At 66.6% G+C, this 23248-nt stretch carries 30 protein-coding genes; 13 read left to right on the top strand and 17 right to left on the bottom strand.

Annotated elements, in window-relative coordinates:
• Positions 1 to 139: 139 nt before the first annotated feature.
• Positions 140 to 340: a hypothetical protein gene (locus NY1_RS03980; RefSeq protein ID WP_067708418.1), complete on the bottom strand. Its 201-nt coding sequence runs from the start codon at positions 338 to 340 to the stop codon at positions 140 to 142.
• 440 nt (positions 341 to 780) lie between these two features.
• Here NY1_RS03980 and NY1_RS03970 point away from each other — a divergent pair, with 440 nt between their 5' ends.
• The gene (locus NY1_RS03970) at positions 781 to 1200 is read left to right on the top strand and encodes a hypothetical protein (RefSeq protein WP_084534628.1); all 420 of its coding nucleotides are present in this window, start codon (positions 781 to 783) and stop codon (positions 1198 to 1200) included.
• A 41-nt stretch (positions 1201 to 1241) separates the two neighbouring features.
• Here NY1_RS03970 and NY1_RS03965 read toward each other — a convergent pair whose 3' ends face one another.
• Entirely contained in the window at positions 1242 to 1655 is a 414-nt protein-coding gene (locus tag NY1_RS03965; protein ID WP_157762031.1) for a hypothetical protein, read from the bottom strand.
• 84 nt (positions 1656 to 1739) lie between these two features.
• On the opposite strand from NY1_RS03965, the gene NY1_RS03960 reads away from it, so the two are divergent.
• From NY1_RS03960 to NY1_RS03950, 3 genes are all read left to right on the top strand, one after another.
• Positions 1740 to 2027, top strand: a complete 288-nt coding sequence (locus NY1_RS03960; protein WP_067708411.1) for a transposase — start codon at positions 1740 to 1742, stop codon at positions 2025 to 2027.
• Positions 2028 to 2035: 8 nt separating this feature from the next.
• The gene (locus NY1_RS03955) at positions 2036 to 2905 is read left to right on the top strand and encodes an IS3 family transposase (protein WP_233434191.1); all 870 of its coding nucleotides are present in this window, start codon (positions 2036 to 2038) and stop codon (positions 2903 to 2905) included.
• Between the two features lie 116 nt (positions 2906 to 3021).
• Positions 3022 to 4536: a PQQ-binding-like beta-propeller repeat protein gene (locus NY1_RS03950; protein WP_067708409.1), complete on the top strand. Its 1515-nt coding sequence runs from the start codon at positions 3022 to 3024 to the stop codon at positions 4534 to 4536.
• 25 nt (positions 4537 to 4561) lie between these two features.
• On the opposite strand, the gene NY1_RS03945 is transcribed toward NY1_RS03950, so the two are convergent.
• Entirely contained in the window at positions 4562 to 5200 is a 639-nt protein-coding gene (locus NY1_RS03945) for a hypothetical protein (protein WP_067708406.1), read from the bottom strand.
• A gap of 19 nt (positions 5201 to 5219) precedes the next feature.
• Positions 5220 to 5579, bottom strand: a complete 360-nt coding sequence (locus tag NY1_RS03940) for a PEP-utilizing enzyme (protein WP_067708403.1) — start codon at positions 5577 to 5579, stop codon at positions 5220 to 5222.
• A gap of 106 nt (positions 5580 to 5685) precedes the next feature.
• On the opposite strand from NY1_RS03940, the gene NY1_RS03935 reads away from it, so the two are divergent.
• Positions 5686 to 6894, top strand: coding sequence for an FAD-dependent oxidoreductase (locus NY1_RS03935; protein ID WP_067708400.1), 1209 nt, complete (start codon positions 5686 to 5688; stop codon positions 6892 to 6894).
• Positions 6895 to 6958: 64 nt separating this feature from the next.
• Here the strand turns inward: NY1_RS03935 and NY1_RS42620 are convergent, their stop codons facing one another.
• Positions 6959 to 7120, bottom strand: a complete 162-nt coding sequence (locus tag NY1_RS42620) for a hypothetical protein (protein WP_157762029.1) — start codon at positions 7118 to 7120, stop codon at positions 6959 to 6961.
• A 415-nt stretch (positions 7121 to 7535) separates the two neighbouring features.
• On the opposite strand from NY1_RS42620, the gene NY1_RS03925 reads away from it, so the two are divergent.
• Entirely contained in the window at positions 7536 to 8432 is an 897-nt protein-coding gene (locus NY1_RS03925) for an HIT family protein (RefSeq protein ID WP_157762028.1), read from the top strand.
• A 36-nt stretch (positions 8433 to 8468) separates the two neighbouring features.
• On the opposite strand, the gene NY1_RS03920 is transcribed toward NY1_RS03925, so the two are convergent.
• Together NY1_RS03920 and NY1_RS03915 are read right to left on the bottom strand one after the other, a co-directional pair.
• Positions 8469 to 8672, bottom strand: a complete 204-nt coding sequence (locus tag NY1_RS03920) for a hypothetical protein (RefSeq protein ID WP_157762027.1) — start codon at positions 8670 to 8672, stop codon at positions 8469 to 8471.
• 266 nt (positions 8673 to 8938) lie between these two features.
• Positions 8939 to 9826: an LLM class flavin-dependent oxidoreductase gene (locus NY1_RS03915; protein ID WP_067708393.1), complete on the bottom strand. Its 888-nt coding sequence runs from the start codon at positions 9824 to 9826 to the stop codon at positions 8939 to 8941.
• 230 nt (positions 9827 to 10056) lie between these two features.
• Here NY1_RS03915 and NY1_RS03910 point away from each other — a divergent pair, with 230 nt between their 5' ends.
• On the top strand, positions 10057 to 11253 hold the full coding sequence (locus tag NY1_RS03910; protein WP_157762026.1) for a hypothetical protein: 1197 nt from the start codon (positions 10057 to 10059) through the stop codon (positions 11251 to 11253).
• A 45-nt stretch (positions 11254 to 11298) separates the two neighbouring features.
• On the opposite strand, the gene arfB is transcribed toward NY1_RS03910, so the two are convergent.
• Positions 11299 to 11727 carry an alternative ribosome rescue aminoacyl-tRNA hydrolase ArfB gene (arfB, locus tag NY1_RS03905; RefSeq protein WP_067708387.1) on the bottom strand — a complete coding sequence of 143 codons (429 nt, stop codon included), beginning with the start codon at positions 11725 to 11727 and terminating at the stop codon, positions 11299 to 11301.
• Positions 11728 to 11925: 198 nt separating this feature from the next.
• Here arfB and NY1_RS03900 point away from each other — a divergent pair, with 198 nt between their 5' ends.
• The 4 genes from NY1_RS03900 to NY1_RS03885 are packed head-to-tail and all read left to right on the top strand — an operon-like array spanning position 11926 to position 15500.
• Positions 11926 to 13467, top strand: a complete 1542-nt coding sequence (locus NY1_RS03900) for an acyl-CoA carboxylase subunit beta (protein WP_067708385.1) — start codon at positions 11926 to 11928, stop codon at positions 13465 to 13467.
• A 13-nt stretch (positions 13468 to 13480) separates the two neighbouring features.
• A complete protein-coding gene (locus tag NY1_RS03895; RefSeq protein ID WP_067708382.1) occupies positions 13481 to 13672 on the top strand; it encodes an acyl-CoA carboxylase epsilon subunit in 192 nt (63 codons plus the stop codon).
• A complete protein-coding gene (locus NY1_RS03890) occupies positions 13669 to 14541 on the top strand; it encodes an alpha/beta hydrolase (RefSeq protein ID WP_067708381.1) in 873 nt (290 codons plus the stop codon). The genes NY1_RS03895 and NY1_RS03890 overlap by 4 nt, the downstream gene beginning before the upstream one ends.
• A complete protein-coding gene (locus tag NY1_RS03885) occupies positions 14538 to 15500 on the top strand; it encodes an ACP S-malonyltransferase (RefSeq protein ID WP_067708379.1) in 963 nt (320 codons plus the stop codon). Before NY1_RS03890 ends, NY1_RS03885 begins: the two co-directional genes overlap by 4 nt.
• A 95-nt stretch (positions 15501 to 15595) precedes the next feature.
• On the opposite strand, the gene NY1_RS03880 is transcribed toward NY1_RS03885, so the two are convergent.
• On the bottom strand, positions 15596 to 16207 hold the full coding sequence (locus NY1_RS03880) for a malonic semialdehyde reductase (RefSeq protein ID WP_067708377.1): 612 nt from the start codon (positions 16205 to 16207) through the stop codon (positions 15596 to 15598).
• Positions 16208 to 16238: 31 nt separating this feature from the next.
• Positions 16239 to 16658: a nuclear transport factor 2 family protein gene (locus tag NY1_RS03875; protein ID WP_067708375.1), complete on the bottom strand. Its 420-nt coding sequence runs from the start codon at positions 16656 to 16658 to the stop codon at positions 16239 to 16241.
• A gap of 178 nt (positions 16659 to 16836) precedes the next feature.
• Here NY1_RS03875 and NY1_RS03870 point away from each other — a divergent pair, with 178 nt between their 5' ends.
• Entirely contained in the window at positions 16837 to 17619 is a 783-nt protein-coding gene (locus NY1_RS03870; RefSeq protein ID WP_067708373.1) for an SDR family NAD(P)-dependent oxidoreductase, read from the top strand.
• 114 nt (positions 17620 to 17733) lie between these two features.
• Here the strand turns inward: NY1_RS03870 and NY1_RS03865 are convergent, their stop codons facing one another.
• Both NY1_RS03865 and NY1_RS03860 read right to left on the bottom strand, forming a co-directional pair.
• Complete coding sequence (locus NY1_RS03865; RefSeq protein WP_084534624.1) at positions 17734 to 18117, bottom strand: lipocalin-like domain-containing protein; 384 nt, start codon at positions 18115 to 18117, stop codon at positions 17734 to 17736.
• A gap of 48 nt (positions 18118 to 18165) precedes the next feature.
• The gene (locus NY1_RS03860; RefSeq protein ID WP_067708370.1) at positions 18166 to 18657 is read right to left on the bottom strand and encodes a luciferase domain-containing protein; all 492 of its coding nucleotides are present in this window, start codon (positions 18655 to 18657) and stop codon (positions 18166 to 18168) included.
• A 99-nt stretch (positions 18658 to 18756) separates the two neighbouring features.
• Here NY1_RS03860 and NY1_RS03855 point away from each other — a divergent pair, with 99 nt between their 5' ends.
• On the top strand, positions 18757 to 19125 hold the full coding sequence (locus NY1_RS03855; RefSeq protein WP_067708368.1) for a winged helix-turn-helix transcriptional regulator: 369 nt from the start codon (positions 18757 to 18759) through the stop codon (positions 19123 to 19125).
• Here NY1_RS03855 and NY1_RS03850 read toward each other — a convergent pair.
• From NY1_RS03850 to NY1_RS03830, 5 genes are read right to left on the bottom strand one after another with little or no spacing between them, the layout of a single operon-like run.
• A complete protein-coding gene (locus tag NY1_RS03850) occupies positions 19104 to 19865 on the bottom strand; it encodes an alpha/beta fold hydrolase (protein WP_067708366.1) in 762 nt (253 codons plus the stop codon). The genes NY1_RS03855 and NY1_RS03850 overlap by 22 nt on opposite strands.
• Complete coding sequence (locus NY1_RS03845; protein WP_067708363.1) at positions 19865 to 21118, bottom strand: FAD-dependent oxidoreductase; 1254 nt, start codon at positions 21116 to 21118, stop codon at positions 19865 to 19867. The genes NY1_RS03850 and NY1_RS03845 overlap by 1 nt, the downstream gene beginning before the upstream one ends.
• Complete coding sequence (locus NY1_RS03840; protein WP_067708361.1) at positions 21106 to 22038, bottom strand: MBL fold metallo-hydrolase; 933 nt, start codon at positions 22036 to 22038, stop codon at positions 21106 to 21108. Before NY1_RS03840 ends, NY1_RS03845 begins: the two co-directional genes overlap by 13 nt.
• Entirely contained in the window at positions 22035 to 22973 is a 939-nt protein-coding gene (locus tag NY1_RS03835; RefSeq protein ID WP_067708879.1) for an aromatase/cyclase, read from the bottom strand. Before NY1_RS03835 ends, NY1_RS03840 begins: the two co-directional genes overlap by 4 nt.
• Before the next feature lie 11 nt (positions 22974 to 22984).
• Positions 22985 to 23242 carry an acyl carrier protein gene (locus NY1_RS03830; RefSeq protein ID WP_218028302.1) on the bottom strand — a complete coding sequence of 86 codons (258 nt, stop codon included), beginning with the start codon at positions 23240 to 23242 and terminating at the stop codon, positions 22985 to 22987.
• Positions 23243 to 23248: the final 6 nt, after the last annotated feature.

Genomic DNA, 23248 nt, shown 5'->3' with positions numbered 1-23248 from the left:
CGAGACGCGTGTGAGCCAGAGCGAGTGATTCCACGCAGCCCTCTACGGTCGAATGCAGAGTTAGCCACCACCCCGCACTGGCTGTTTCGGCAGAATCCGCTTCCAACCACGAAGGTCGACGGCTCGGCGACCCAGGCACTCAGGTGTAGACGTCACGGCCGTATTCACCGTGTGGCACTGTGAAATCGTCCGCTCGTTCGGCTCGTAGACGGCGATAGCGCCCGTCGAACTCATCGATGGCCTCGTGGATACTGCAGCCCAGTTCCGCCCTGATGGCCCGGAGGGCATAACCGACTTTCTCGGCGATGATCAGCTCGTCCACTGAGGTCTCCTCGCTCACGACGGCAGTGTGCCGGGCAAGATACGGTGCCGGCAAACAGATTTCCGCCGTACGCGAAGGCGTGCTGAAGCTAAGACAGAGGTGTCTTCGATGTTCGGCTGGAGGAGCGCATTCCTTGATCGGCAGCTGACGGCCGGAACTGCCGACGTTGAAGAGTCGAATGTCCACGACACCAATCGATCGAGCATCGTGGAGTGCGTGGTTAACAAGCTGACTGTCCAGAACTTCGGCGACCTGCGAACAGTGGTGCAGGAGTACTCGGTCGTGGACGAACAGGGACAGGTCGTGGACTGCGGATATCAACGCCCAGCCGGTTGATCCTCCCGGACCAGACGCGGCGCGCGAGTATAGGATGCCGGCCTGCAATTGGTCAGGACGGCACTTCGGATGTAGGCCGACTGCGGGTGGTCCGTTAGGAAAGGTTGTGGTGGAGTGTCCGCATGCAGGAGGACTACAGCCCCGCGCGTTCCTACGGGCCTGCGCGCCCGCTCATGGTGAACGGACGCGAGATCACCGGTGAGACCGAGCTCAGCGAACGTGAGTACTTTCAGCTGTTCGCTCAACGACCCGGCATGTACATCGGCTACGGGTCTGTGCGGGGTGTGGTGTGCTTCCTCGACGGGTACGACTTCGCGGCCCGCCGTCATGGCGAGCAGGGCTTGAATGGCTTCCGGGAATGGATACTCGCCCACCATGGTCGCCGCGAAAGCAATCTCGTCTGGTGGGCTCTGATCGAAGATATCGCGTTGCCGGACAAGGAATTCGGCGTCGACCGCACACCCGAACAGGAAGCACAGTTGATGGCGGCGATCTTTGAGCTGCTCGACAGATTCCTCGCCGACCGCGAGAGTGCGGTGTAAGCGTCCCGCATCGAGCTGAGCCGATTCAGACCGTCCTCAGGTCAGCTCACTTGTCTGAGCACGACGACGATCGCGGCGACGAGGTCCAAAGTTGCTTCGCCTTCGGCGTGTAGCCACAACAACGAATGTGCTGGTTTCGTATGCGACCAGCGTTCTGGGAGCCCCGGCGGCAACGGCATCGACGGGTCCAGTGTTGTTGCCGTGAAGTCGAGGAATTTGATGTTCTCGCGGGGCGCTCGCTGGATCGCGAAGTAGTGGATGTCGCGGACCGACAGGTTGATTCCGCCGTCCGGCCGGTGTGCGATGAGACTGATTTCCAGCGCATCGGTGGACTCGTGGTTCGAGCCGTTGGTCGAGTCGGTGATCGACAGGTTCAGGTGTTCGAGCGCGTTGCCCTGAAAATGCGAAAGGGCTTCGTGCACTGGGTGAAATGGATCCCGGTTGTTCGTCACCATGCGAGTATCCGTTGGCATTGAGGTTGGCCCGGTCTTCCGGACACCGATCGTGAGGCGGGATACTCGCCTCCGGAAGGAGTCCACATGCCTCCAGCACATCCCCGTGAGTTCCGCGAACGCGCGATCGAGTTGGCCCGCGCCGGTGACCGCCCGATCGGGCAGGTCGCGTCGAGCCTGGGCATCTCCGAATCCTGCCTACGCAACTGGGTCAAACGCGCCGACGTCGACGACGGCGTCCGTGAAGGCCTGACCAGCGCCGAACGCAGCGAGCTGGTCGAGCTCCGCCGAAAAGCACGGCGACTCGAACTCGAGAACGAGGTATTACGCAAGGCCGCAGCCTATTTCGCACGGGAGAACGTCCTCCCAAAATAGTGTTCCCGGTGGTCGCCGAACTCGCCGCGGCCGGCGTCCCGGTCACGATCTCGTGCCGGGTGCTGGGCGTGTCGACTTCCGGGTACTACGAATGGCGCGACCGCGGGCCGTCGGCGCGGACGCAGGCCGACATCGAGCTGACCGCGGTGATCACCGCGATCCACACCGCCTCTCGCGGCACCTACGGCGCGCCGAGAGTGCATGCCGAGCTGCGGATCGGCATGGGAATCCGGTTGGGCCGCAAGCGTGTTGCCCGATTGATGCGATCGGCGCGCTTGCAGGGCGCGTTCCGACGACGGCGCGGCTGCACGCGCCGTGATCCGTCGGCGAGCCCGAACCCGGACCTGGTGAACCGCCGTTTCAGCGCCGATCACCCGGATCGGTTGTGGTGCATGGACGTGACCCAGCACCGCACCGGTGAAGGCTGGGTCTACTGCGCGGTTGTGCTGGACGCGTTCTCCCGCCGCATCGTGGGCTGGTCGATCGCCGACCATCTACGCGCCGAACTGGTCTGCGATGCCTTGGACATGGCCCGGTGGCGGCGCCGACCACCACCGGGGCAGACCATCGCTCATTCCGACCACGGCGCTCAATACACCAGTTGGGCCTTCGGCCAACGCATCCGCTCGGCGGGCTTGCTGGGATCGATGGGCTCCATCGGGGACTGTTTCGACAACAGTATGGTCGAAAGCTACTTCGGCACAATGCAATTGGAACTACTCGACACTCGACGCTGGTCGACGAGAAAGGAGCTGGCCACCGCGATCTTCGACTACATCGAAGCGTTCTACAACCCGACCCGAAGACATTCGAAGCTCGACATGCTCAGCCCCGTGGACTACGAACGAGTCCACACCGCCGCTCACCGAGCGGCATAATCAACACAACCAATCAGTCCGGGAATCCGGGGCAACCTCACATACTGTCCGCGCGCTTCGGCGGTCCGGCTGACCCGGATACGTGGCGTGCCGGGCGGGGCCTGCACGATGTGGCTATGTCCTTTGCGTTTCGGGTTCGCCGGGTTTTCGGTGACCGTCCCTTCGCTGAAGCCGGTGAACCCGTGCTCGTCGTTGATGATGAGCGTCGGAATTTGGTGGCCGTGGCGGGGGCTTACGACCATCTCGGTCAGTCGTCGCCGATTGGGGTATACAGCCGCGACAGTCTGGCTGGCTGCGCTTTGGTGCGGACTCGTTTCCCGGTGCACGCCATGGCTTTCCATCCCACACTGCCGCTGCTCGCGGTCGGCTCGGGCAGCTATGACGGTGGTTACCACTTCGAAGGAGAGCTGCTCCTGCTGGACCTGGAGACAGGGAAAGTTACCTCGCTCATCGAGCATTGGAGCGGCCGCGAAGTCCTGGGGTTGCAATGGCTCGACGATCATCGGTTGCGGGTGCAGATGTCACCACCGGACGACTATCAGGATGAGAACGCCTGGGTTGAAGGGCATGTCGCGGTGGTGCATCGCGACGATTGGCGGTCGGTGCCAGCGAACTCGATCACCGGATATGACCTGGCCGGGCCACGGGTACCGCTGCCGCGACCGGACAACAGGGCTGACGCCGGCCGGCGGATCGGACAGTTGTCCTCGCGATGGGAAGTGCGACGGAATATTCGTGCGATCGAGCAGCTCTCGGACGGCAGGATCGTCGCCGCGCTCGATGGGGTAGGCGTCGAATCGTGGCTGCCGTCCGGGCAGCAGCAGTTGGCTGTTCCGGACAACCGCGGTGGGCGGGACATCGTCGTGGCCGGCGACGAACAGACGGTCTGGACCAATCTGGTCCGTCACAAATGGTTGGGCGAGGCTCCATCGGTGGCTCGGATCTGCCTCGAGGACGGCCGGCAGCTCGATGCCCTGAGTCTCTCCGATCCGATGTCACTCGTGCGGTGTGCCGACGGCGCGCCGGCGCTGGTGCCGGAAGGCTCGAACTCCGAACGCAGCCGGCTTCGCATTCGCCGCGGCAGCCGGGTGTACTTCTACGACATCGAGCCCAACGAGGACGCGTTGGGGATCGACGAGTACGAGATATGGCTGGCTACAGCCCCTTTGGAAGAGGTACCAGCGGCAGAGCGCCCGCGTGCGCCTCAACCGGCTGACTTCACACGAGTATTCCCCTTCTCATGGGTGCCGGGTGAAGCACATTTCGCGGGTCCTGGCGTGGAGACAGCGGACGGTGATCTGGTGTACGCGAGCAGCGTCTATCACGGTCACGGTCTGCAACCCGGCGGATCGTTCGTCGTGCGCCGCAATACGAGGACTGGCGAACCGAACTGGATCTTCCGCACCGATCACAGGGCCACCTGCCTCGATGCCGATTCCGAGTTCGTGTACATCGGGTACGACGATGGTGAGCTCGTGGCACTCGAGCTCGATTCCGGCACGGTAGTTCAGCGCCAGTACCTGATCGTCGCCGCGATGCCTGTCATTCCGACCGCCGTTACTGTGACGGGGAACGGTCAATTGCTCATCGGTACCGATGACGGGCGAATCCTGCTGTGCTCGAACGGATGACGGCAACGACGTCTCGATTGCCCGCTTATGGGGACGCGATGAGGGACCTGTCGATGCCCAGGGCGGCTATCAGGTCTTCGTGTAGTTCGAACCAGATGCGGTGGGCGGAAGTGGGGGTGGTGCCGGTGATCATGTCGGGGTTGTCGGCGGCTTGGGTGAGTGCGGTGGTGAATCGGGTGTCGTAGCCGGAGAAGCGGGCTAGCTGGTTGGTGAGTTGGGTTGTCAGTGGGGTTAATTCGGTTGCGAGGGTGTTCAGTTCGGACAGGATTTGGGCGTCGTGTTGTGGGTTGTCGTGGTTGTTGTCGTGCATGCTGCCGTCGGGGAGGATGGTTAGTTGCCAGGCTGTGCAGGCTTGGGTCAGGCGTGCGTTCAGGGGGAGGAATGCGCGATAGATGGTTTCCACCAAGGCTTTTGCCTCGCATTTAGCGAGTTCGTGGGCGAGTTGGCGCTCGTTTTCCTGTCGGCCGCTGGCGGTGAGGGACCAGCCTGCGTCGGGTCCGAAACGGAAGTGGCTGATCCAGCCGTGTTCGCGGAAAGTCCGCACATGAGATTCGGCGAGGCCGGTGGGCATTCGGTATCTGGCGGCGACCGCTTGTGTGTCGACGAATCCGCCGAGGCGGATGGCGTGCAGCGCGAGCAGTGAACTGGCTGAAACGTGCGTCATCGGGGAGTTGCCTTTCGTGTCACTGCGAGGGGGCATCGGCGGCCGGACGGATGGATCCGGTGGTTCCGTCGACCGAGACGATTCGATGCTGCGCCAGCACCTTCATCGCCCCTTCGGCTGCGACCACGGCTGGGATTCCGTACTCGCGGGCGACGATCGCCGCGTGGGACAGGATTCCTCCGATTTCCGTCACCACCGCGGCGGCAATACCGAGTAGGACCGTCCATGAAGGATCGGTTGTGCGGCAGACGATTACATCGCCGGGCTCGACCGTGCTGAAGTCATCGACGCCGGATATCAGCCGGACCGGACCGGCGGCGATGCCTCGGCTGGCCGGAATGCCGGTTACTACATCGCCCACGAGTGCGCGCTTAACCATGAGTCAACTAGTAGTTGACGCTCGCCGATTCGTCAACTACTAGTTGACGCAGGGCGAGCGTTCACGAGTGGTTCTCGCCGACGGCACATCGAACCGAGGAGTCGCAATGGAAGCCTTCGAAAGCGCGGCGCGCCAACATGACGAGTCGTCCGGCAGGCGGGCGACGATCGTCGGCGCGGGGATCGCCGGGCTCGCTGCCGCTCTGCGATTGCATCAGCAGGGGTGGGATGTCGTGATGGTCGAACGCGCGCCGGGTCGCCGCAGTGGCGGTTACCTGCTGAACCTGCACGGGCACGGGTTCGATGCTGCCGAGCGACTCGGGCTGTTGCCGGCGTTGCGGCCGCGCGATATCGGATTCTTCACCTCGGTCCTCGTCCACGCCGACGGGCGGGAGAAGCTCCGGATTCCCAGCGCTGTCACCGAGGCCGCTGTTGGAGATCGGGCGTTGAGCTTGTTTCGCGGCGATTTGGAGTCGGCGCTGTACGACGCAGTTGCCGAGTTCGCCGATATTCGCTTCGGCACTACGGTGCAGGCCGTCACGCAAACTCCGGGGAAGGTCGAAGTCACGCTCAGCGACGGCACCCACCTCAGGACCGAGCTCCTCGTCGGTGCCGATGGCGTCCACTCTCGGGTTCGAGAACTCGTATTCGGTGCCGAGTCAGAGTATTTCGTGGACCTGGGCCATATGGTCGGCGCCTTCCCCCTGGACACCGCGCCCGACCACATCCCGGATGGCGTCGGCAACACGTACATCGGACCCGGACGCACGGCCGCGGTGATGAACATGGGGCCGGATCGATCCTCGGCGTTCTTCGCCTACCGCTCCCCCGCCCCCGATGCCGAACTCGCACTCGGCGCCGCACCCGCACTCACCCAGACGTTCGGGGATCTCGGCGGCGGTGTCGCCGAAGCGCTCCATCAGCTCGACACCGCGCCCGGCAGCGCCTACTTCGATTCGGTCGGCCAGATCGTGATGGACCGCTGGAGCCAGGGCCGAGTCGTGCTGCTCGGCGATGCGGCTTGGTGTGTAACGGTTTTCGCCGGATACGGGGCCGCTCTCGCACTCGACGGCGCCGATCGGCTCGGTACCGCGCTGGCGGACCATGGGGACGACATATCCGCCGCCCTCGACGCCTGGGAGACGGCGCTGCGGCCGGAGGTGGACAAGCGGCAGGCATTGGCGCGCAAGGGAATCAGCCGATTCGCGCCGTCGTCACGCATGCAGGTATGGGCTGGCGAAATGATGCTGCGCGCAATCCAGCTCCCGGGCATCCGCAGCCTGGTTCAACGCGCCATCCAGCGCGCCAACAATTAGGCACTACCTGCACGGTTCGGGAGAGGCCCGGGTGTCGCTCACCTGGCAGCTGCGCTGGTTGTGGTCATTCCTCGGCGTACTGGATCGCGTCGATCTGCTCCTGAACCACCTCGGCGCGCGCTACCAGCTCGACGCGGTCTGGTTCGGTAAGGGTTTCCGCGCCGAGCTTCTCGAAAACGCACGAGAGCGTCGATCGCAAGTCCTCGAGCTTGTCACCTGAATCCACGAGTCCCCACCCTACGGGCAGCGTGGTGAACGGTTGCTGTCGCCGCGCGATGGATTCAGACGCGGAGGGACATGCATTCGGACGGATTCGTCCAGTTCGATACACACGCGGGTACAGCCAAGGCGATGCCGACGACCACGCCGACTATCAGGGCAGGTGCCGGATGTAGACGACGCGCCGAAACTATATGCCTCGACCTTGTGAGGCGCTCGCCGACCGCGAGGGTATGGGCGACTGCGGCTGCGCCGAAAGCGATTGTGGCTGCCCACATCATGAGCAATGCGCCCTCTCGGGCCTGTGAGAGATCGAGGATAGGGATGTATCCGAGGAACGGTGCGATTCCGGTGACCTGGAGCGTGATCAATCCGAACAAGGACCACAGGATCCCCAGCGACCACAGCGGCCGTGAGATCCTTTGGGAACCAGAGCATTCGGCGGCATCGCCCGGCTGTCGAGCACGCTCGGTGACCGAAACCGCCACTACCAGCGACACCGCAATCACCAGTTCCAGAACCAGCAGTCGCGTCGCCTCACCCGCGTACCTGTCCGACGAGCACGGCCATACCGGGTGAACAGGAGCCGTCAAAAACCCATAGACGCACCCGACCAGCCACAAACCGGCCGCCAGACCCAGAAAGCCACGACGAGTATGTCGCACCCACCGCCGAACACGTTCGGATCGCAACTCAACGTCGCCCGTCATGCCAACCCCCGTACCAACGAATCCTACGCATGCCCGAACCAGGCCACGGATCCGCAACACCCTGGAACACGCAGCGACGAAACGATTCTCACCCATCGCACCGACACGCTCGATGCCGACGACTACATCGCCCGAGTTCAAGCCGAGAACGCCTCCGGGCAGTGCTTCATCTGCGAGCTGGCCGACGAGCAGACGACTCGCGAGCGCGAAACCGTTGCCTATCGTGATGAGCATTGCGTCGTGTTCTTTCCGCCCTGGCCGCGGCTCTACGGCTACAGTCTGCTCGCACCTCGGCGGCATGTCACCAACGTCGTGTCCGACTTCAGCGAAAACGACTATCTCGCATTGCAATTGCGTATTCATCGGCTCGGGCGGGTGCTCGCTGAGATCACGCCGACCGAACGCCTTTACGTGTTCAGCTTCGGGAGCATGCAGGGCGTCTCTCATGTTCATTGGCATGTCGCGCCGCTGCCGCCGGGTGTCCCGTTTCGTGAACAGCAGTTCGCCGCTGTCGATAAGCTCGAATACCTTGTGATCGAGAAGGCTGAGCGTGAGGAACTGGCGGCGAAGGTCGGGGAGGGCATGACCGGGCTCGGAAACCGATCGTGACCCCGCCCGAACCCGGAGACCGGGATGTCCGGGGCCTTACGGGTAGCAGTCCCAGCCGTTGACGTAGGCCGGTGCGCTGCCGATATTGCCGGACATGGTCTGGAATTCGATGGGTTTGCCGTCGAAATCGATGATCGGCGGAGGTTGCTTCCCGCAGTTGTAGGTGGCCGGTGTCGGGTTACGTCGGGCGATCTGCCAGGGGCCTTTCATGGTGTCGCCTTGTGCGACAGTGCCTTCCATGGGTTGGCAGTTGCCGCGGCCGGTGACGGTTACGGTGTCTCCATCCTTGTAGCCCAATGGGGTTACGACGATTGCCTCGTCACATTCGTATACAGGGATGTGCGCGGCGCTGGCGGAGGTCGGAGTGGGGGTTGGGGTGGAGTGACTGTCGGCCGAGGTATCGCATGCGCTGAGAAGTGTTGCGGCAGCGATTACGCCGAGGGCAGCCGATGTCCTGGTGGTGTCCAGGCCTCGGCAACCGCGGGGTGACGTCCGACGCGGCATCTTCATGACCGTGCCGCCACTACCTCGGCCGCTACTGCAAGGAAGTTCAGGTCGGTGACGGCTGGGACCAGGATGAATTCGTCGCAGCCGGCTTGTTCGGCGCCGTCGAGGATGTCGGCGAGAGCTTCGGGGGTTGAGGCGCGGGTGGTGGCGGCGATCAGGTCGGCGAGTTTGGGGCCCAGGAAGTTGAGGTAGCGGGAGGTGAAGGAGCGGAGGGCGGTGGGGGCGTCGGGTACGCCGAGGGCGGTGAAGCAGCCGCTGACTTTGCGTGGGGGTGTGCGGCGGCCGGCTTCGGACCAGCAGCGGTCGGCGAGGTCGCCGGTTTTGGCGATTTCGTCGGCGTCGCCGGGGATGCTGAAGCCGGAGATGCCGTCGGCCCAGTGGGCGGCGCGGCGCATTGCCTTCGGGCCCATGGCGCCGGCCAGGATGATCGGGCCGCCGGGCTGGACGCAGGCGGGGCCGACGGGGTCGGCGCCGTCGAAGGGGGGTTTGCCGTCGAGCAGGGACTTCAGTTCGGCTACCTTGTCGTCGAGTTGCTGGTGGCGGCGGGTGAAATCGGCTCCGAGAGCACGGTAGTCGTGTTCGCGGCCGCCGACGCCGACGGCCACCTCCAGGCGGCCGTTCGAGAGTTGGTCGAGCGTGCCGATCTGCTGGGCGACCATTGCCATCCGATGCTGCGGCAGCACCCACAGGTTCGCCAGGACCTGCACCCGTTCGGTCACCGCCGCGCACGCGCCCAGGGTGGCGACCATTTCCGGGTTGGAGAAGGTGACCCGCTCGCCCACCGAGACGCTCGAGAACGGCCCGGCGTCGATCCGCCGGGCCCAGTCGACGGTAGTGCCCGGGCCGTAGCCGGGAGCCATTTGCGGAAGTGCGACACCGATCTTCATGGGGTGACCTTCTCAGAATCACCCGGCCGCCGTCAGCGGATCTCGATTCCGGCAAGAGATGGGATCCGATCAACTGTGTTGTCAGTGCTCGGCTCACGGTGATGGCGCATACTCGCGCTCAATGACCGGGCCCGCCGACCCAGCTTGCCTGACCCGGCCGACTGTAGGTAGCGCGGCTCATTCGGTGCCATCATGAGAGGCAACTGTCAGGCCAAGCGGAGCATACGAGCATGGCGAGCACGGATTTCCGTACCTTTTGTCATATCAGCGAGTACGGGCCGGTTGGGTACGGCAACCTGCACCGAATGATCGCAGCAAGCAGACCCTTGGTGCTGTGGGCACCATCGACCGTCCTGCTGAACAGCCCGGACTGCGCGATCGGAACGAAGGTCTTCCTGGAGTTGATTACCCGGGGAGATCTTCGCATTCACGCCCGTGAAAGCTGGATCATGTCCTCGACATTCCGGGACAACCATTACTGGGCGGGCGCCAAATGGACGCGAGGCGTGGACGATGTCGTTCGCCGTATCGCCGAGGAGGACAGAGAGAAAGCGGATATCGACAAGCGTGTGCGCATAGTTCCCCCGGCGCAGGGCAAGGAACGCGCCGAGGAGTATCTGACCGAGAATCCACGAGTGGTCGGCAGCGTCACCCGGGCAGCACGCAGCGGCGGCGCGATCCCGGACGGCGTACTGGGTACCGCCCACCGCCTGGCCTCCGATCCCCGGGGCATCGCCGAGGCCGTGTTCCAGCAGGCCTTCAATCACGCTGAGGCATACTCTGATTCGGCCGCCGAGGCTCCGTTCTTCCTGTCCAGGAGCGATAGCCGGTTCCTGAAATGGATGTCCGAAGTACATCCCGGAGAATCGGCGAGTGAATCGACGCGCCGCGCGCAACGGCGCCGCGCGAACTACGCCGAACTCGCGACCCAGCTGCGCAGACTGCTGCGAACCCTCGAAACCTCCGGCACCGTAGACGATATCTCCGGCTTCGTCCGTTCCGACGCACACGACCAGCTGATCTCCTGGTTCTCCTCACTGTGCCGATCCGTCGCCCACGAGAACCCAGACCTATTGGATGACAAGGTCTTTCGAGAACTGACCCGTCAGCTCGGCACCGCGGAACTGAAGAACACCCTGCGCAGCTGGGTGAGAAAACCGGACAGCGTCATAGGTTTCACCGGCGGCGCGATCACCGCAACCGGCGGACTGGTCTTCGACGGAGTAACCCAGTGGGCGATCGCCGGCGGCTTCTTCGCAGCCCTCCCGGTCGGCAAGGGACTGCTCCAACGCTTGGGATATATATCCGCCGAATACACCGGGCCCCAATGGCCGTTCATCTATGCCTTCGGCAGACCTGCGTCGAGCCGCCGAATCCGCCGCCTGAACCGAGCCCTAGCCCTGCAGTCCGGGAGAAACGACTACTGAACTCTGAGCTTCATCGCGGCAGAGATGGTCGATCGATCGGCGCGGTTAATCGTCGGGCGAGGCGCGGCGGTTGCGTTTGGTGAGGCCGCGGCGCTTCTTTTCCGCTATGCGGCGTTCCTTTGCTCCGCGTGAGGGTTTGGTGGCGCGGCGGATGGGGGGTGGGTTGGCTGCGGCTTCGCGGAGTAGGGCGGTCATGCGGGTGCGGGCGGCTGTGCGGTTTTGGAGTTGGGTGCGGTGTTCGGAGGCGGTGATGGTGAGGATGCCGTTGGTCAGGCGGGTGGATAGGCGGGCGAGCATTCGGGGGCGGAGGTGTTCGGGGATGGAGGGTGAGTTGGTGAGGTCGAAGGACAGTTCTACTCGGGTGTCGGTGGTGTTGACGTGCTGGCCGCCGGGACCGGATGAGCGGGAGAAGCGCTCGTGGAGCTCGGACGCGGGGATTGTCAGCGTCCGGGTTACGGGCAGGTCCTCGGGCATGGGGGGTGGCGCTCTTTCTGGTCCGGTTCGGATGTAGTCCCTGATGACAGTCAACCTCGAGGCGGTCGGGCGGGAGGGGGCGGCGGGGCGGTTTGAGCGGTACTCGAGGACCCGTGAGTCAGACTCGGGCGTAGTGGAGAGCGGAATCGGTTGTTCGGGAACCGGTTTCGGACGGGTACTAGCGCCGTGAGGACTGCCATGCGGGAACGTGTCGAGGAGCTCGGGAAGCTCAAGCGATCGGTGTCTGACGGGCCCGATGCGGCCGCCACGCGGAGGCAGTACGAGAAGGGGAAGCTGACGGCTTACGAGCGGATCGGGGAGTTGCTCGATCCGGGGTCGTTTCAGGAGGTCGAGGCGCTGCGGCGGCATCGGGCCACGGGGTTCGGGCTGGAGGGGCGCAGGCATTTCAGTGATGGCGTGGTCACCGGGTGGGGAACGGTGGAGGGGCGGACGGTTTTCGTGTTCGCGCAGGACTTCCGGGTGATGGGCGGGGCCTTGGGGGAAGCTCACGCGGAGAAGATTCACAAGGTGATGGATTTGGCGCTCTCGGCGGGCGCGCCGATCGTGGGGTTGTACGACGGGGCGGGGGCGCGAATTCAGGAGGGGGTTACCGCGCTGGCCGGATTCGGGGGGATTTTCGAGCGGAATACCAAGGCGTCGGGGGTGATTCCGCAGATCAGCGTGATTCTCGGGCCTTGTGCGGGCGGGGCCGCCTATAGCCCGGCGCTGACGGATTTCGTGTTCATGGTGCGGGAAACCGCGCAGATCTTCATTACCGGGCCCGATGTGGTGGCCGCGGTGACCGGCGAGCAGGTCACGATGAACGAGCTCGGTGGCGCCGACGTGCATTCGCGGACCGGGGTCACCCATTTCACGTACGACGACGAGCACGGGTGTTTACAGGATGTGCGGCATCTGCTGTCGCTGCTGCCGGCCAATAACCGGCAGCATCCGCCCGCGGCGCCGTGCCTCGACCCATTGGATCGGCGCGGCGAGGGACTCTACGATCTGGTGCCCGTCGACGGGAACCGCCCCTACGATGTGCGCGCCGTGATCGAGGAAATCGTCGATGACCACGAGATTTTCGAGGTGCACGAGCAGTGGGCCGCGAACGTGGTGTGCGCCTTCGCGCGACTGGGCGGGCATGTCGTCGGGGTGGTCGCGAATCAGCCGAACGTGCTGGCGGGCGTCCTGGATATCGCGGCGTCGGAGAAAGCGGCGCGGTTCGTGCAGGTCTGCGACGCGTTCAATATTCCACTGGTCACCTTGATCGATGTGCCGGGATTCCTGCCGGGCGTCGCACAGGAGCACGGCGGCATCATCCGGCACGGCGCGAAACTGCTGTACGCCTACTGCAATGCCACGGTGCCGCGAGTGTCGGTGGTGCTGCGCAAGTCCTACGGCGGCGCGTACATCGTCATGGATTCCCGCTCGATCGGCGCGGATCTGGCGCTGGCCTGGCCGAGTAACGAGATCGCGGTCATGGGCGCGGAGGCCGCCGCGAACGTCATATTCCGGCGCGAGATCAATGCCGCGAGCGATCCGGAAGCGGTGCGGCAGAACCGGATCGCGGAATACCGCTCCGAGCTGATGCATCCCTATTACGCCGCCGAACGGGGGCTGGTCGATGACGTGATCGACCCCGCCGAAACCCGGTCGGTGCTGATCCGCAGTCTCGCCATGCTCCGGACCAAACACGCCGATCTGCCGATTCGCAAGCACGGCAATCAACCACAATGACAGCGAGGACCCCATGAATATCCCCTTGATCCGCATCGAACGCGGCAATCCCGACCACATCGAAATAGCCGCGGTACTCGCCGCACTGCTGTGCCTGGCCGAGCCGGAGGTCGAAATCGCCCCGCCCGCACCGGCTCCGGTGCGCTGGATCGGCTCGCGCCGCACCGGCGCGTACGTCCCGTCGCACAGCTGGGCCGCCGCATGACCGCCGTCGCCCCGCTCGTCGATGCGGGGCAGGTGCGGGGCATCGAACTCGACGGCGGGACCGCGCGGCTCTCGGCGCTCCTCGCGGTGCCGGAGCAGCCGCCGCGGGCCACCATCGTCGCCATCCACGGAATCGGCATGCGCGCCGGGTACTTCCACGGCCGCGCCCTGCCCGGCATGTCGCTGCTCGAGCTGGGCGCCGCGCTCGGCTTCACCGTCGTCGCCGTCGACCGGCCCGGTTACGGCGCGTCCGCACGCACCCTGCCCGAGGGACAGCCCGTCGCCGAGCAGGCCCGCACACTCGCGCACGCGCTGCGCGACCTGGAGTCCCGATTCGACACCGGTGCCGGGATTTTCCTGCACGCGCACTCCTTCGGCGGCAAGCTGGCACTCGTGACCGCCGCGTCGCAGCGCGTATCGGATCTGCTGGGGATCGATGTCTCCGGCTGCGGGCACCGCTATGTCCAGTCCACGGCCGGGCTCGAGAACGTCGGCCCCGGCTGGACGCGCAGCTGGCTGCCCCTGGACTGCTATCCGCCGGCGTCGTTCCGTGCGGCACGTGCGATCACCGCGCCGATCCCGGCGGCCGAACAGTTCGACATCGTGAATTGGGAATCGACGTTTCCCGCTGTCGCCCAAGCCATTCGGGTGCCGGTGCGGTTCACCTTCGCCGAGCACGAACGCTGGTGGCATCAGGACGATCGCACCCTCGACGAACTGCGTGCCCGGCTGCGGCATTCGCCCCGGGTGGTGGTCGATCGGCAGCCGGACGCCGGGCACAACACCAGCCTCGGCTACACCGCGCGCACCTTCCACCTGCGGTCGCTGGCGTTCGCCGAGGAATGCATCGTCAGGAGGAGACAGCGATGACTCGATCGGCCGCGGCCGTGACGACCAGCCCCGGACCGCGATTCGCACTGCTCGCGCCGGGGCAAGGCGCACAGAAGCCGGGGATGCTGACGCCGTGGCTGGCGCTGCCGGGCGCGCAGGAGCGGATCGCCCGCTGGTCGGAGATCAGCGGCCTGGATCTGGCCCGGCTCGGAACCACTGCCGAGGCGGGCGAATTGGTCGATACCGCGACCGCGCAGCCGCTGATCGTCGCGGCCGGACTGCTCGCCGTGGAGCAGTTGAACGCGCTGGGCGCGCTCGGGGCCGACACGATGGTGGCCGGGCATTCGGTCGGTGAGCTCGCGGCGGCGGCCGCGGCGGGCGTGATCACCCCGGACGAGGCGATCGCCCTAGCGGCCACCCGCGGCAGCGCCATGGCCGCGGCCTGTGCGACGGAGCCGACCGGCATGGCGGCGGTACTGGGCGGGGACCGCGCGGAAGTCCTCGCCCACATCGCGAAACTCGGTCTGGTTCCGGCCAATTTCAATGCCACCGGCCACATCGTGGTGGCCGGGCCACGTCCGGCGCTGGCCGAACTGACCGCCGATCGCCCGGCCGCGGCCAAGGTCGTCACACTGGCGGTGGCCGGTGCGTTCCACACCGATTTCATGGCCGCCGCCCAGGACACGGTCGCGCGCACGATCGCGAAACTCGTTCCCCGCGAACCTCTTCGACCGCTGCTGTCCAACGCGGACGGCCTGCCTGTGACTTCCGGCGCCGACGCCCTCGCCAAGATCGCCGCGCAGATCACGCGCCCGGTCCGCTGGGACCTGTGCACGGAAACGATCCGCCGCAGCGCCATCACGGCGATCGTCGAACTCCCCCCGGCCGGCGTCCTCACCGGCATCGCCAAACGCGAACTCCCCCGGCTCGATCGCCATCCGATCCGCACCCCGGAGAGCCTGACCGCCGTCCTCGGCGGCCTGTCCGCGGCGAGCTGAACCCGGTCCCGCTGTGCCGGGATCCTTTTCGAGTCGTGTCGGTGAGTCTGCGGGCACCGACACGACATCGACCCCGTCGCCTGCGGGCCGCGGCGTCACGCCACGGTGACGACCTCGTCGTAGGCGAGGCGGGGAGACCGGGGATACCAGGCGTCCGGGCCGGGCTTGCCGATATTGACCACGACCAGCGAGGCCGCGTCACCCGCGGGGAAGAACTCGCTGTCGACGCCGGCAGCATCGAATCCGTTCATCGGCCCCGCCGCCAGCCCGGCCGCGCGGATGCCGAGAATGAAGTACCCCACCTGGATGAGCGCGTTGAATCGCGCCGAATGCGCCCGCACTTCCGGATCGGCGAAGTAGTCCTTCGCATCGGGCGCGTGCGGGAACACCTTGGGCAGATGGTCGTGGAAGTTCAGATCGGCCGCCAGGATCGCGCTCAGCGGGGCGTTCGCGGTCTTCGGCTTGTTGGCGTCCAGCATGTGCGTGACCAGGCGGGCGCGCGCCTCGGGGGTGCGTACCAGCACGATGCGCAGCGGCTGCTGATTCATCGAGGTGGGCGCGAACTTGACCAGTTCGTAAATCTCCCGGACCTGCTCGTCGCTGACCGGTTCGTCGGTGAACGTATTGGCGGTGCGGGCTTCCCGGAACAGCAGATCCTGCGCGGCCGCGGCGAGCGCGAGCCGGGTGTCCGATTGTGCGGTGCTCACTGGTTTCTCCTTGGTAGAGGCGGATTTCGGGTCAGTCGTGCGATACGCGGCGCGAACGGGTCTGGAGGGCGCCGTCGACCCGCACCAGCACGTCGTGCACGACGCAGCTGGGGTTGATCTCGGGCGCGCTACCGGGGCGGATCTTCACGACCAGGCAGTAGGAGGTGGCCACGATGCTGCCGTCCTCCTGGGGCCGCAGATCGGTCATGCCGAACCAGTGCCGCCGCTGCATCGGATCGGCTTCGAAGCGCTGATGGAACGCGACGAGGTCGGCGATGATCCCGGCGCGGGTCAGCGCCGGCGGCCGCCCGGGGGTGTGCTCGAATTCGGCGTCCTCGGTGAAGGTCTGCGCGTAACCGGGGATGTCCCGGTTGTCGAGCCGCTGCATCTGGTCGGCGTAGAACTGCTGAACCTCGGCGTACAGCTCCGCACGGCTGGCGACGGTGGTCATGCTGGCTCCTCGAATGCTGTTGCGCCTGCCTCGGATTCGGCGGGCCGCGACTGTGCTCCACCGTGTCCGACGGTCCTCGAGCCTGGGTCGAGCCGGTTTGACCGGATCTATAGGCCGGGCGACGACGCTGAGAGCGGGACAGCCCCGCCGAACCGCACACCCCACCGATGGAGGAGAAATGACCGCACCTCAGCGTGTCGCGCTGGTCACCGGCGCGACCAGTGGAATGGGCCTCGCGATCACCGAAAGCTTTGCCGCCCAGGGCATCTCGGTATTCATTTGCGCGCGCGACCAGCAGCGCGTGCTCGATACCGCCAAACGGCTGCAGGACGAGGGCCACACGGTGGACGGCGTGGCCTGCGATGTCCGCGACGCCGGCCAGATCCGTAAGTACGTCGATGCCGCCGTGCAGACCTTCGGCCCGGTGGACATCCTGGTCAACAATGCCGGCCGCAGCGGCGGCGGTGAGACCGCGCAGGTCGAGGACGAGCTGTGGCTGGATGTGATCAACACCAACCTGCACAGCGTGTTCTTCGCCTGCAAGGCCGCGCTCACCGCCGGCGGCATGCTCGAGCGCGGCAGCGGCCGGATCGTCAATATCGCCTCCACGGGCGGCAAACAGGGCGTGGTGCACGGCGCGCCGTACTCGGCGTCCAAGCACGGCGTCGTGGGGTTCACCAAGGCGCTCGGCCTGGAGCTCGCCAAGACCGGGATCACGGTCAATGCCGTGTGCCCGGGGTTCGTGGAAACGCCGATGGCCGAACGGGTCCGGGAGGTGTACTCGGGCATCTGGGGCGTCGATACCGACGAGGTGCACGCCCGGGTGAGCGCCCGCGTGCCGATCGGCCGCTATGTCGAGCCCACGGAGGTGGCGGCCATGGTCGACTACCTGATCGATCCGCGCGCCGCCGCCGTGACCGCGCAGGCGCTCAATGTCTGTGGCGGACTCGGTAATTACTGAGCCGAGGCGGTGTCCGCGCTCGGCGCGGACACCGGTGGCCTCGTCGAGGACGGTGAACCGGTGCACTGTGGTGTTCCCCTGTTTCTCGCACCGGCCCGGGGCGGCGCGAATCGGTCAGTACGGGCGAATGATGCGGCGCCAGGCCAGAATCCGGCGCTGGGTGCGGCCGTCGACCTGGGCGGCGCCGATCAGGGTGAGATCGTCGCCGTCCAGGGTCAGCCGCCGGACCTGTTCGGTGCCCGCCCAGGCGGGGTTCGAGCACACGCTGATGGCGTGCACGACCTCCTCGCCGCGCACCCGCCAGGTGCCGGCGTAGCCCATGAACGGCGCGGCGGCGCGGGCGGCGTCGGTGCGCATCATGCTCACCGACATGTGCCCGCCGGATTCGTAGATCAGCAGGCCGCTCGGCGAATCACCGAGCGGCCCGGTGCTTTTGGTATCGCTGTCGTCGAGGTCGTGGTAGGAGCGCAGTTCCCAGGTTCCGATGAGGTCGGTCATGACTCCACGATGGTGGCGCGCCCTACAGTCACGCTCGAGGCGGCGCGGTCACCGCGGTGCGCCGCCGCGCGCGGTGTCGTAGGCGGCCCGGAGGATCCGCCACACCACGGCCAGCTCCTCGGCGTCGCGGGGGCCGTACACCAGCAGCAGCGTCGGCTGCAGATAGCCCAGGCGCGCCATGGGATGCTGTTCCGCCCAGCCCTTTTCGATGGCCTCGGCCGCGAGATCGGTGGGCAGGCACAGATGCAGGCTGCCGTCCCGGTGCCCGTGCAGATGAGCGAATTCGGTGCCCGCCACGAAAGCGTCGGCGGGACCGGCGGCCAGCTCGGGCTCGAGATACAGCGCGCGGGTGTCCGGCAGGGACACCTGGCTCGCGCCGATACGCACCCCGGGCAGGGTGATCATCCGGTCCCACAGGGCTTCCTGCACGTCCGGGGGCGCGATATCGGAGAGCTGTTGATGCGGATTGTGCGGCCTGGTGCGCGGCCGGTCCCCGCTCCGTCGCGGGAGGCCGAGCCGATCTGTCGCTGCCACGGTCATCGCTGTGCTCCTTTCGGTTTCGCACTTGTCGAACCGCCTGGTCACACAGTAGTTTCCAAAATATAGTAGTTACCAAATGGAAAGCATGCGGGAGTTGCTATGACGGACGTCACATCGACCACCGTGGATCCGTGCCCGATCACGCCGGTGGTGGATCTGTTCTTCGGGCGCTGGTCCACGCAGGTGCTGTGGGTGCTCACCCATCACGGGCGGATGCGGTTCAACGAAGTGCTGCAGAGTATTCCGGGGCTCACCCCGAAGGTGCTGACGCAGCGGCTGCGGCAGCTCGAACGCGACGGCCTGCTGGTGCGGACCTATTACGCGGAGATGCCGCCGCGGGTGGAGTACGAGGCCACCGCGCTGGCCGAGACGTTGTCGCCGGTGTTCAACAGCCTCGCGCAGTGGTCCGAACAGCACCTCGCGGCGGTGCTGGCGGCGCGCGCCAGCTACGACGCGGGCGAGGACTGACGCGCGGCTTCGAGCAGGAAGCCGGCCAGCTCGCGCGGCATGGTGATCATGCAATCATGGCCGGTGGGAAGCAGTTTCAGCCGATCGGCGGGCAGGTCGGCCGGGGGCAGGGTGCGCGGCATGGCGGCGCGCATGGCCTGGAAGTCGGCGCCGCCGCCGGTGCAGTGGATGTGTGTCACCGGAATCTGCTGCAGCGCTTCGGGATTGCGCAGCACCATGGGTTCGGTGAAGGTTTTCAGCGATTGCGCGGTGAGATTGGCGGCCAGCCAGCTCAGATCCGGTTCGTCGGTGACGCCGTAGAGGCCGCCGTCGCCCATGGGCTCGGTCTGCGCGGGCACCCGCCAGCCGTCGCCGTGCGCGTCCGCGAGGGCGGTGAAGGCATCGACCATGGGCGCCATGACATCCGCGACCGCCTCGCCGTCGCGCGGGACGAAGGTGTCGATGTAGACGAGTTCGGCGACGCGGCCGGGCAGCGCGTCGGCGAGCGCGGTGACCACGATGGCGGCGTAGCTGTGCCCGACCAGGACGAGTTCGCGCAGGTCCTCGGTGATCACCAGGTCGATCAGGTCCTGGACGTGGGTGCTCAGGCCGACGTCCGGGCCGAGCAGCTCGGCGCGTTCGCCGAGGCCGACCAGCGAGGGGGTGAATACGCGGTGGCCCGCCGCGGTCAGCAGCGGGGTCACCCGCTGCCAGGCCCAGCCGCCGTGGAACGCACCGGGAACGAGCAGATAGGTGGCCATCACTTCTCCTGTTTCATCGCTTCGACGCGGGGCACGCGCGGGTTCGGGGGCACGGATTCGGGGCGGATGCCCAGGCCGATCACGCGGGCGATCACGTGGGACAGACCGGGGAATCGGCGCAGCAGGCGCGCCAGCAGAGGTTTGTCGGTGCCGGGGCGATCGGCGCTGGGGTAGAGATCGCTGAGCAGCCGCAATTGCGCGAATTGCACTACGCGCATGGGCAATTCGCGGCGCTGCTGGACGGCGTGCAGCTCGTCCGGGGTGGGGGTGCGGCCGGCGCCCAGGATCGGGGCGAGCAGGCGGGCGGCGGCGATGGCGTCCTGGATGGCGAGGTTGATGCCGACGCCGCCCGCGGGCGACATTGCGTGCGCGGCATCGCCGATGGCCAGCAGCCCGGGTCGATGCCAGCTGCGCAACCGGTCGACGCGGACGTCGAGGGGTTTGACAGCATCCCAATCGCCGAGTTCGGCGGCCAGGGCGGTGGTCAATGCCGGGTAGATGGCGGCGATCGCGGCCCGGAACGCTTCGAGCCCTTGCGCCCGGACGGCATCGAAGCCGCCCTTGGGAATCATGTAGGCGACCTGCAGGTAGTCGCCGCGATCGAGGCAGACGATGAAGAAGTCCCGGCCGCTGCGCACCGCGGGCAGGCGGTCGCCGTCGGGTTTGCTCACCCGGAACCAGAGCACGTCCATGGGCGCTTTGCTGGCGGCGACCTCGAGCAGTTCCTGTTGCCGCACCAGGGAATTGCGGCCGTCGGCGGCGATGACGAGCTTGCTGGTCACCTCCAGCCGGGCGTCGGGGGTGCGGGCGCGCAGGCCGGTGATCGCGCCGCCGGTTTCGATCAGTTCGGTCACCTCGGCCTGTTGCACGAGCCGGAAGTTGGGGTAGCGGGCGGCGGCTTCGGCGAAGAAGTTGAGCACATCCCATTGCGGCATGAACGCCACGAACGGGAAGCGGCCCGGCAGCCGGCGGAAGTCGGCGAAGGTGACCGGGCCCATGGCGGTGGCCATGGGCAGCTGCGGCACTTCGACGTGCGGCAGGGTCAGGAACTCCTCGGCCAGGCCGAGTTCGTCCAGCGCGGTCAGCGTCGACGGGTGCACGGTGTCGCCGCGGAAGTCGCGCAGGAAGTCCGGGTGTTTCTCCAGGACCAGGACCTGCACGCCGGCGCGGGCGAGCAGCAGCCCGGCCATCAATCCGGCCGGGCCGCCGCCCGCGATGCAGACGTCGGCGGATTCGGTTGTCACGCCCAGCATTCCGGCACCTGCCCGCCGTTGTAGGTGACCATTTCGTCGAAGATGCCCAGCACGTCGAGGGGGACGCCGATCTCGGGGGTGTCGAGTTCGGCGTAGGCGCGGTGCAGATTGCCCACGATCCGTTCGGCGTCGATGAGTTCGGCGAACTCGCCCAGTTCCACTTCCGACGCCACATGCAGCGGGGTCAGGCCCAGCGGTTTGTACTCCGCCGCAAGGGCTTCGATCCAGCGCAGGTAGCGGGTGGTCTGGGTGAGGATCTCCGGTCCCGCCACCGGGCCGTGTCCGGCGACCACCGTTTCCGCGCCGAGGGCGGTGAGCTTGCCGATGGCGTCGAGGGTGCCGCGCACCGAACCGAAGAGGCAGAACGGCGCGGCGCCGGACATGACGAGGTCACCGGCGAAGAGCACCTTCTCCTCGGGCAGCCAGGCGACCACGTCGTTGGTGGTGTGCGCGGCGGGGCCGAGATGGATCAACTCGACGCGCCGCTCCCCCAGCCATACGGTCAGCCGGTCGGCAAAGGTGATGGCGGGCAGGGTGACTCGGACATCGCCCCAGTCGACCTGTGGCCACAGCTGGGTCAGGGCCAGTCCGGTGTCGATCATCTCCTGCCGGATCCGCTCGTGGGCGACGACGACCGCCGCCGGGCCGAACCGGTGATTGCCGAAGTTGTGGTCGCCGTGGTGATGGGTGTTGACGATGGTGCGGCCCGGCCCGCCCGCGCGCTGGTCCACGAACTCGGCCAGCGCACGGGTACGGCCTTCGGTGGCGAGCGTGTCGATCACCAGCGCCCCGTCCGGTCCCGCGATCACGCCGGCATTGCTCACGCACCAGCCGCCGCGATCGTGGGTGTAGGCGAAGACATTCTCGGCGATCTCGGTGACGACCGCGCGGGCCTCGGCCCGGGTTCCGGTGGGTGTCATAGCGCCGATTTCGTGGACTCGGCGCGGCGGCCCTCGATCTCGCGGACCGCGCACAACAGGGTATTGCGGCTGTTGGTGCCCAGCGCGTCGGCGAGGTAGGCCCGGGCATCGGCGAGATCGGTGCCCGCACCGAGGGTTTCGCGCGCCACCTGCGGATTGATGGCGACCAGGTGCCGGGCGGTGGCCACCACGCCGTCGGCGCTGCCGGTGAATTCCCAGCTGCCGCTGTGGCCGAACAGCATGGCGGGCGGCAGCAGCTGCTTGTAGTCGATGCGTTCGCCCGGCACGCAGATGCGGATCGAGCGGGTGGTGTGCGGGACGCCGCCGGCGGTGACGGTGTCCATTTCCATGAGCTGCACGCCCGGCTCGTTCTCGGTCAGTTCCACCCGCCCGACGTGCGGGACGTGCTCGGGCCAGCGGTCGCTGCGGTAGACGAAGTCGTACAGCTCCGCGAGCGGGACGTCCAGGGGGATCTTCTCCTCGAACGCGCACACCACTTGCGGCACCGGGTAACCCAGTTCCGCGATGCGCGCCAGCGTCGCCAGTTCGGTGACGCTGTTGCGGTCCACGGCGGCGGCGATCGCCTCCGCGTCACCGCCGGGGATCACCGAGAAGTGATGGTCCAGGGTGATTTTCGTGCTGCGGGCCCCGACCTCCTCGAAGGTCCATCGCCCGCCCATGGAGGCGATCGGCGCCGCGCTGCGCTCCTGCTCGAAGGTGATGGTCCGCTGCTGCGGCAGGAACTCCCGGCGCGAGGTCCAGTTCTTCACCTCGCCGTTGACCATGGCCCACAACCGGAATCGCTCCATACCGGCGGTGCGCTCCAGGTGCCGCACCAGCACGCTGGGCTCGAAAATGACCGGCCAGCAGGTCACGTCGGCGACCAGGCGGTACACGTCCGGGAACGCCGCTTCCACCACCCGCTGATGGCTCATCCGGATGATGCTCACAGCGCACCCGCCAGCTGGCTGTTCACGATGCCGATCAGCTCGGCCGGGGTCTTCACCTCGACCAGCCGGTCCTCGGGGATCTTCACCCCGAAGTCGCGTTCGATGCGCGAGGCGGTCTCGATCAGCGCCAGCGAGTCGTAGCCCAGGTCCTCGAATTCCACCTCGGCGATATCGCCGGCCAGTTCGGGCGCGGTCTCGTCACCGCCGGCGCACTCCACGAGAATCCGCCGCAGTTCGTCGATCGTCATGGTCATCTCTGC

The sequence above is a fragment of the Nocardia yamanashiensis NBRC 100130 genome (assembly GCF_001613325.1).
Taxonomy (GTDB): Bacteria; Actinomycetota; Actinomycetes; order Mycobacteriales; family Mycobacteriaceae; genus Nocardia; species Nocardia yamanashiensis.
This window is presented reverse-complemented; position numbering and strand designations above follow the sequence as displayed.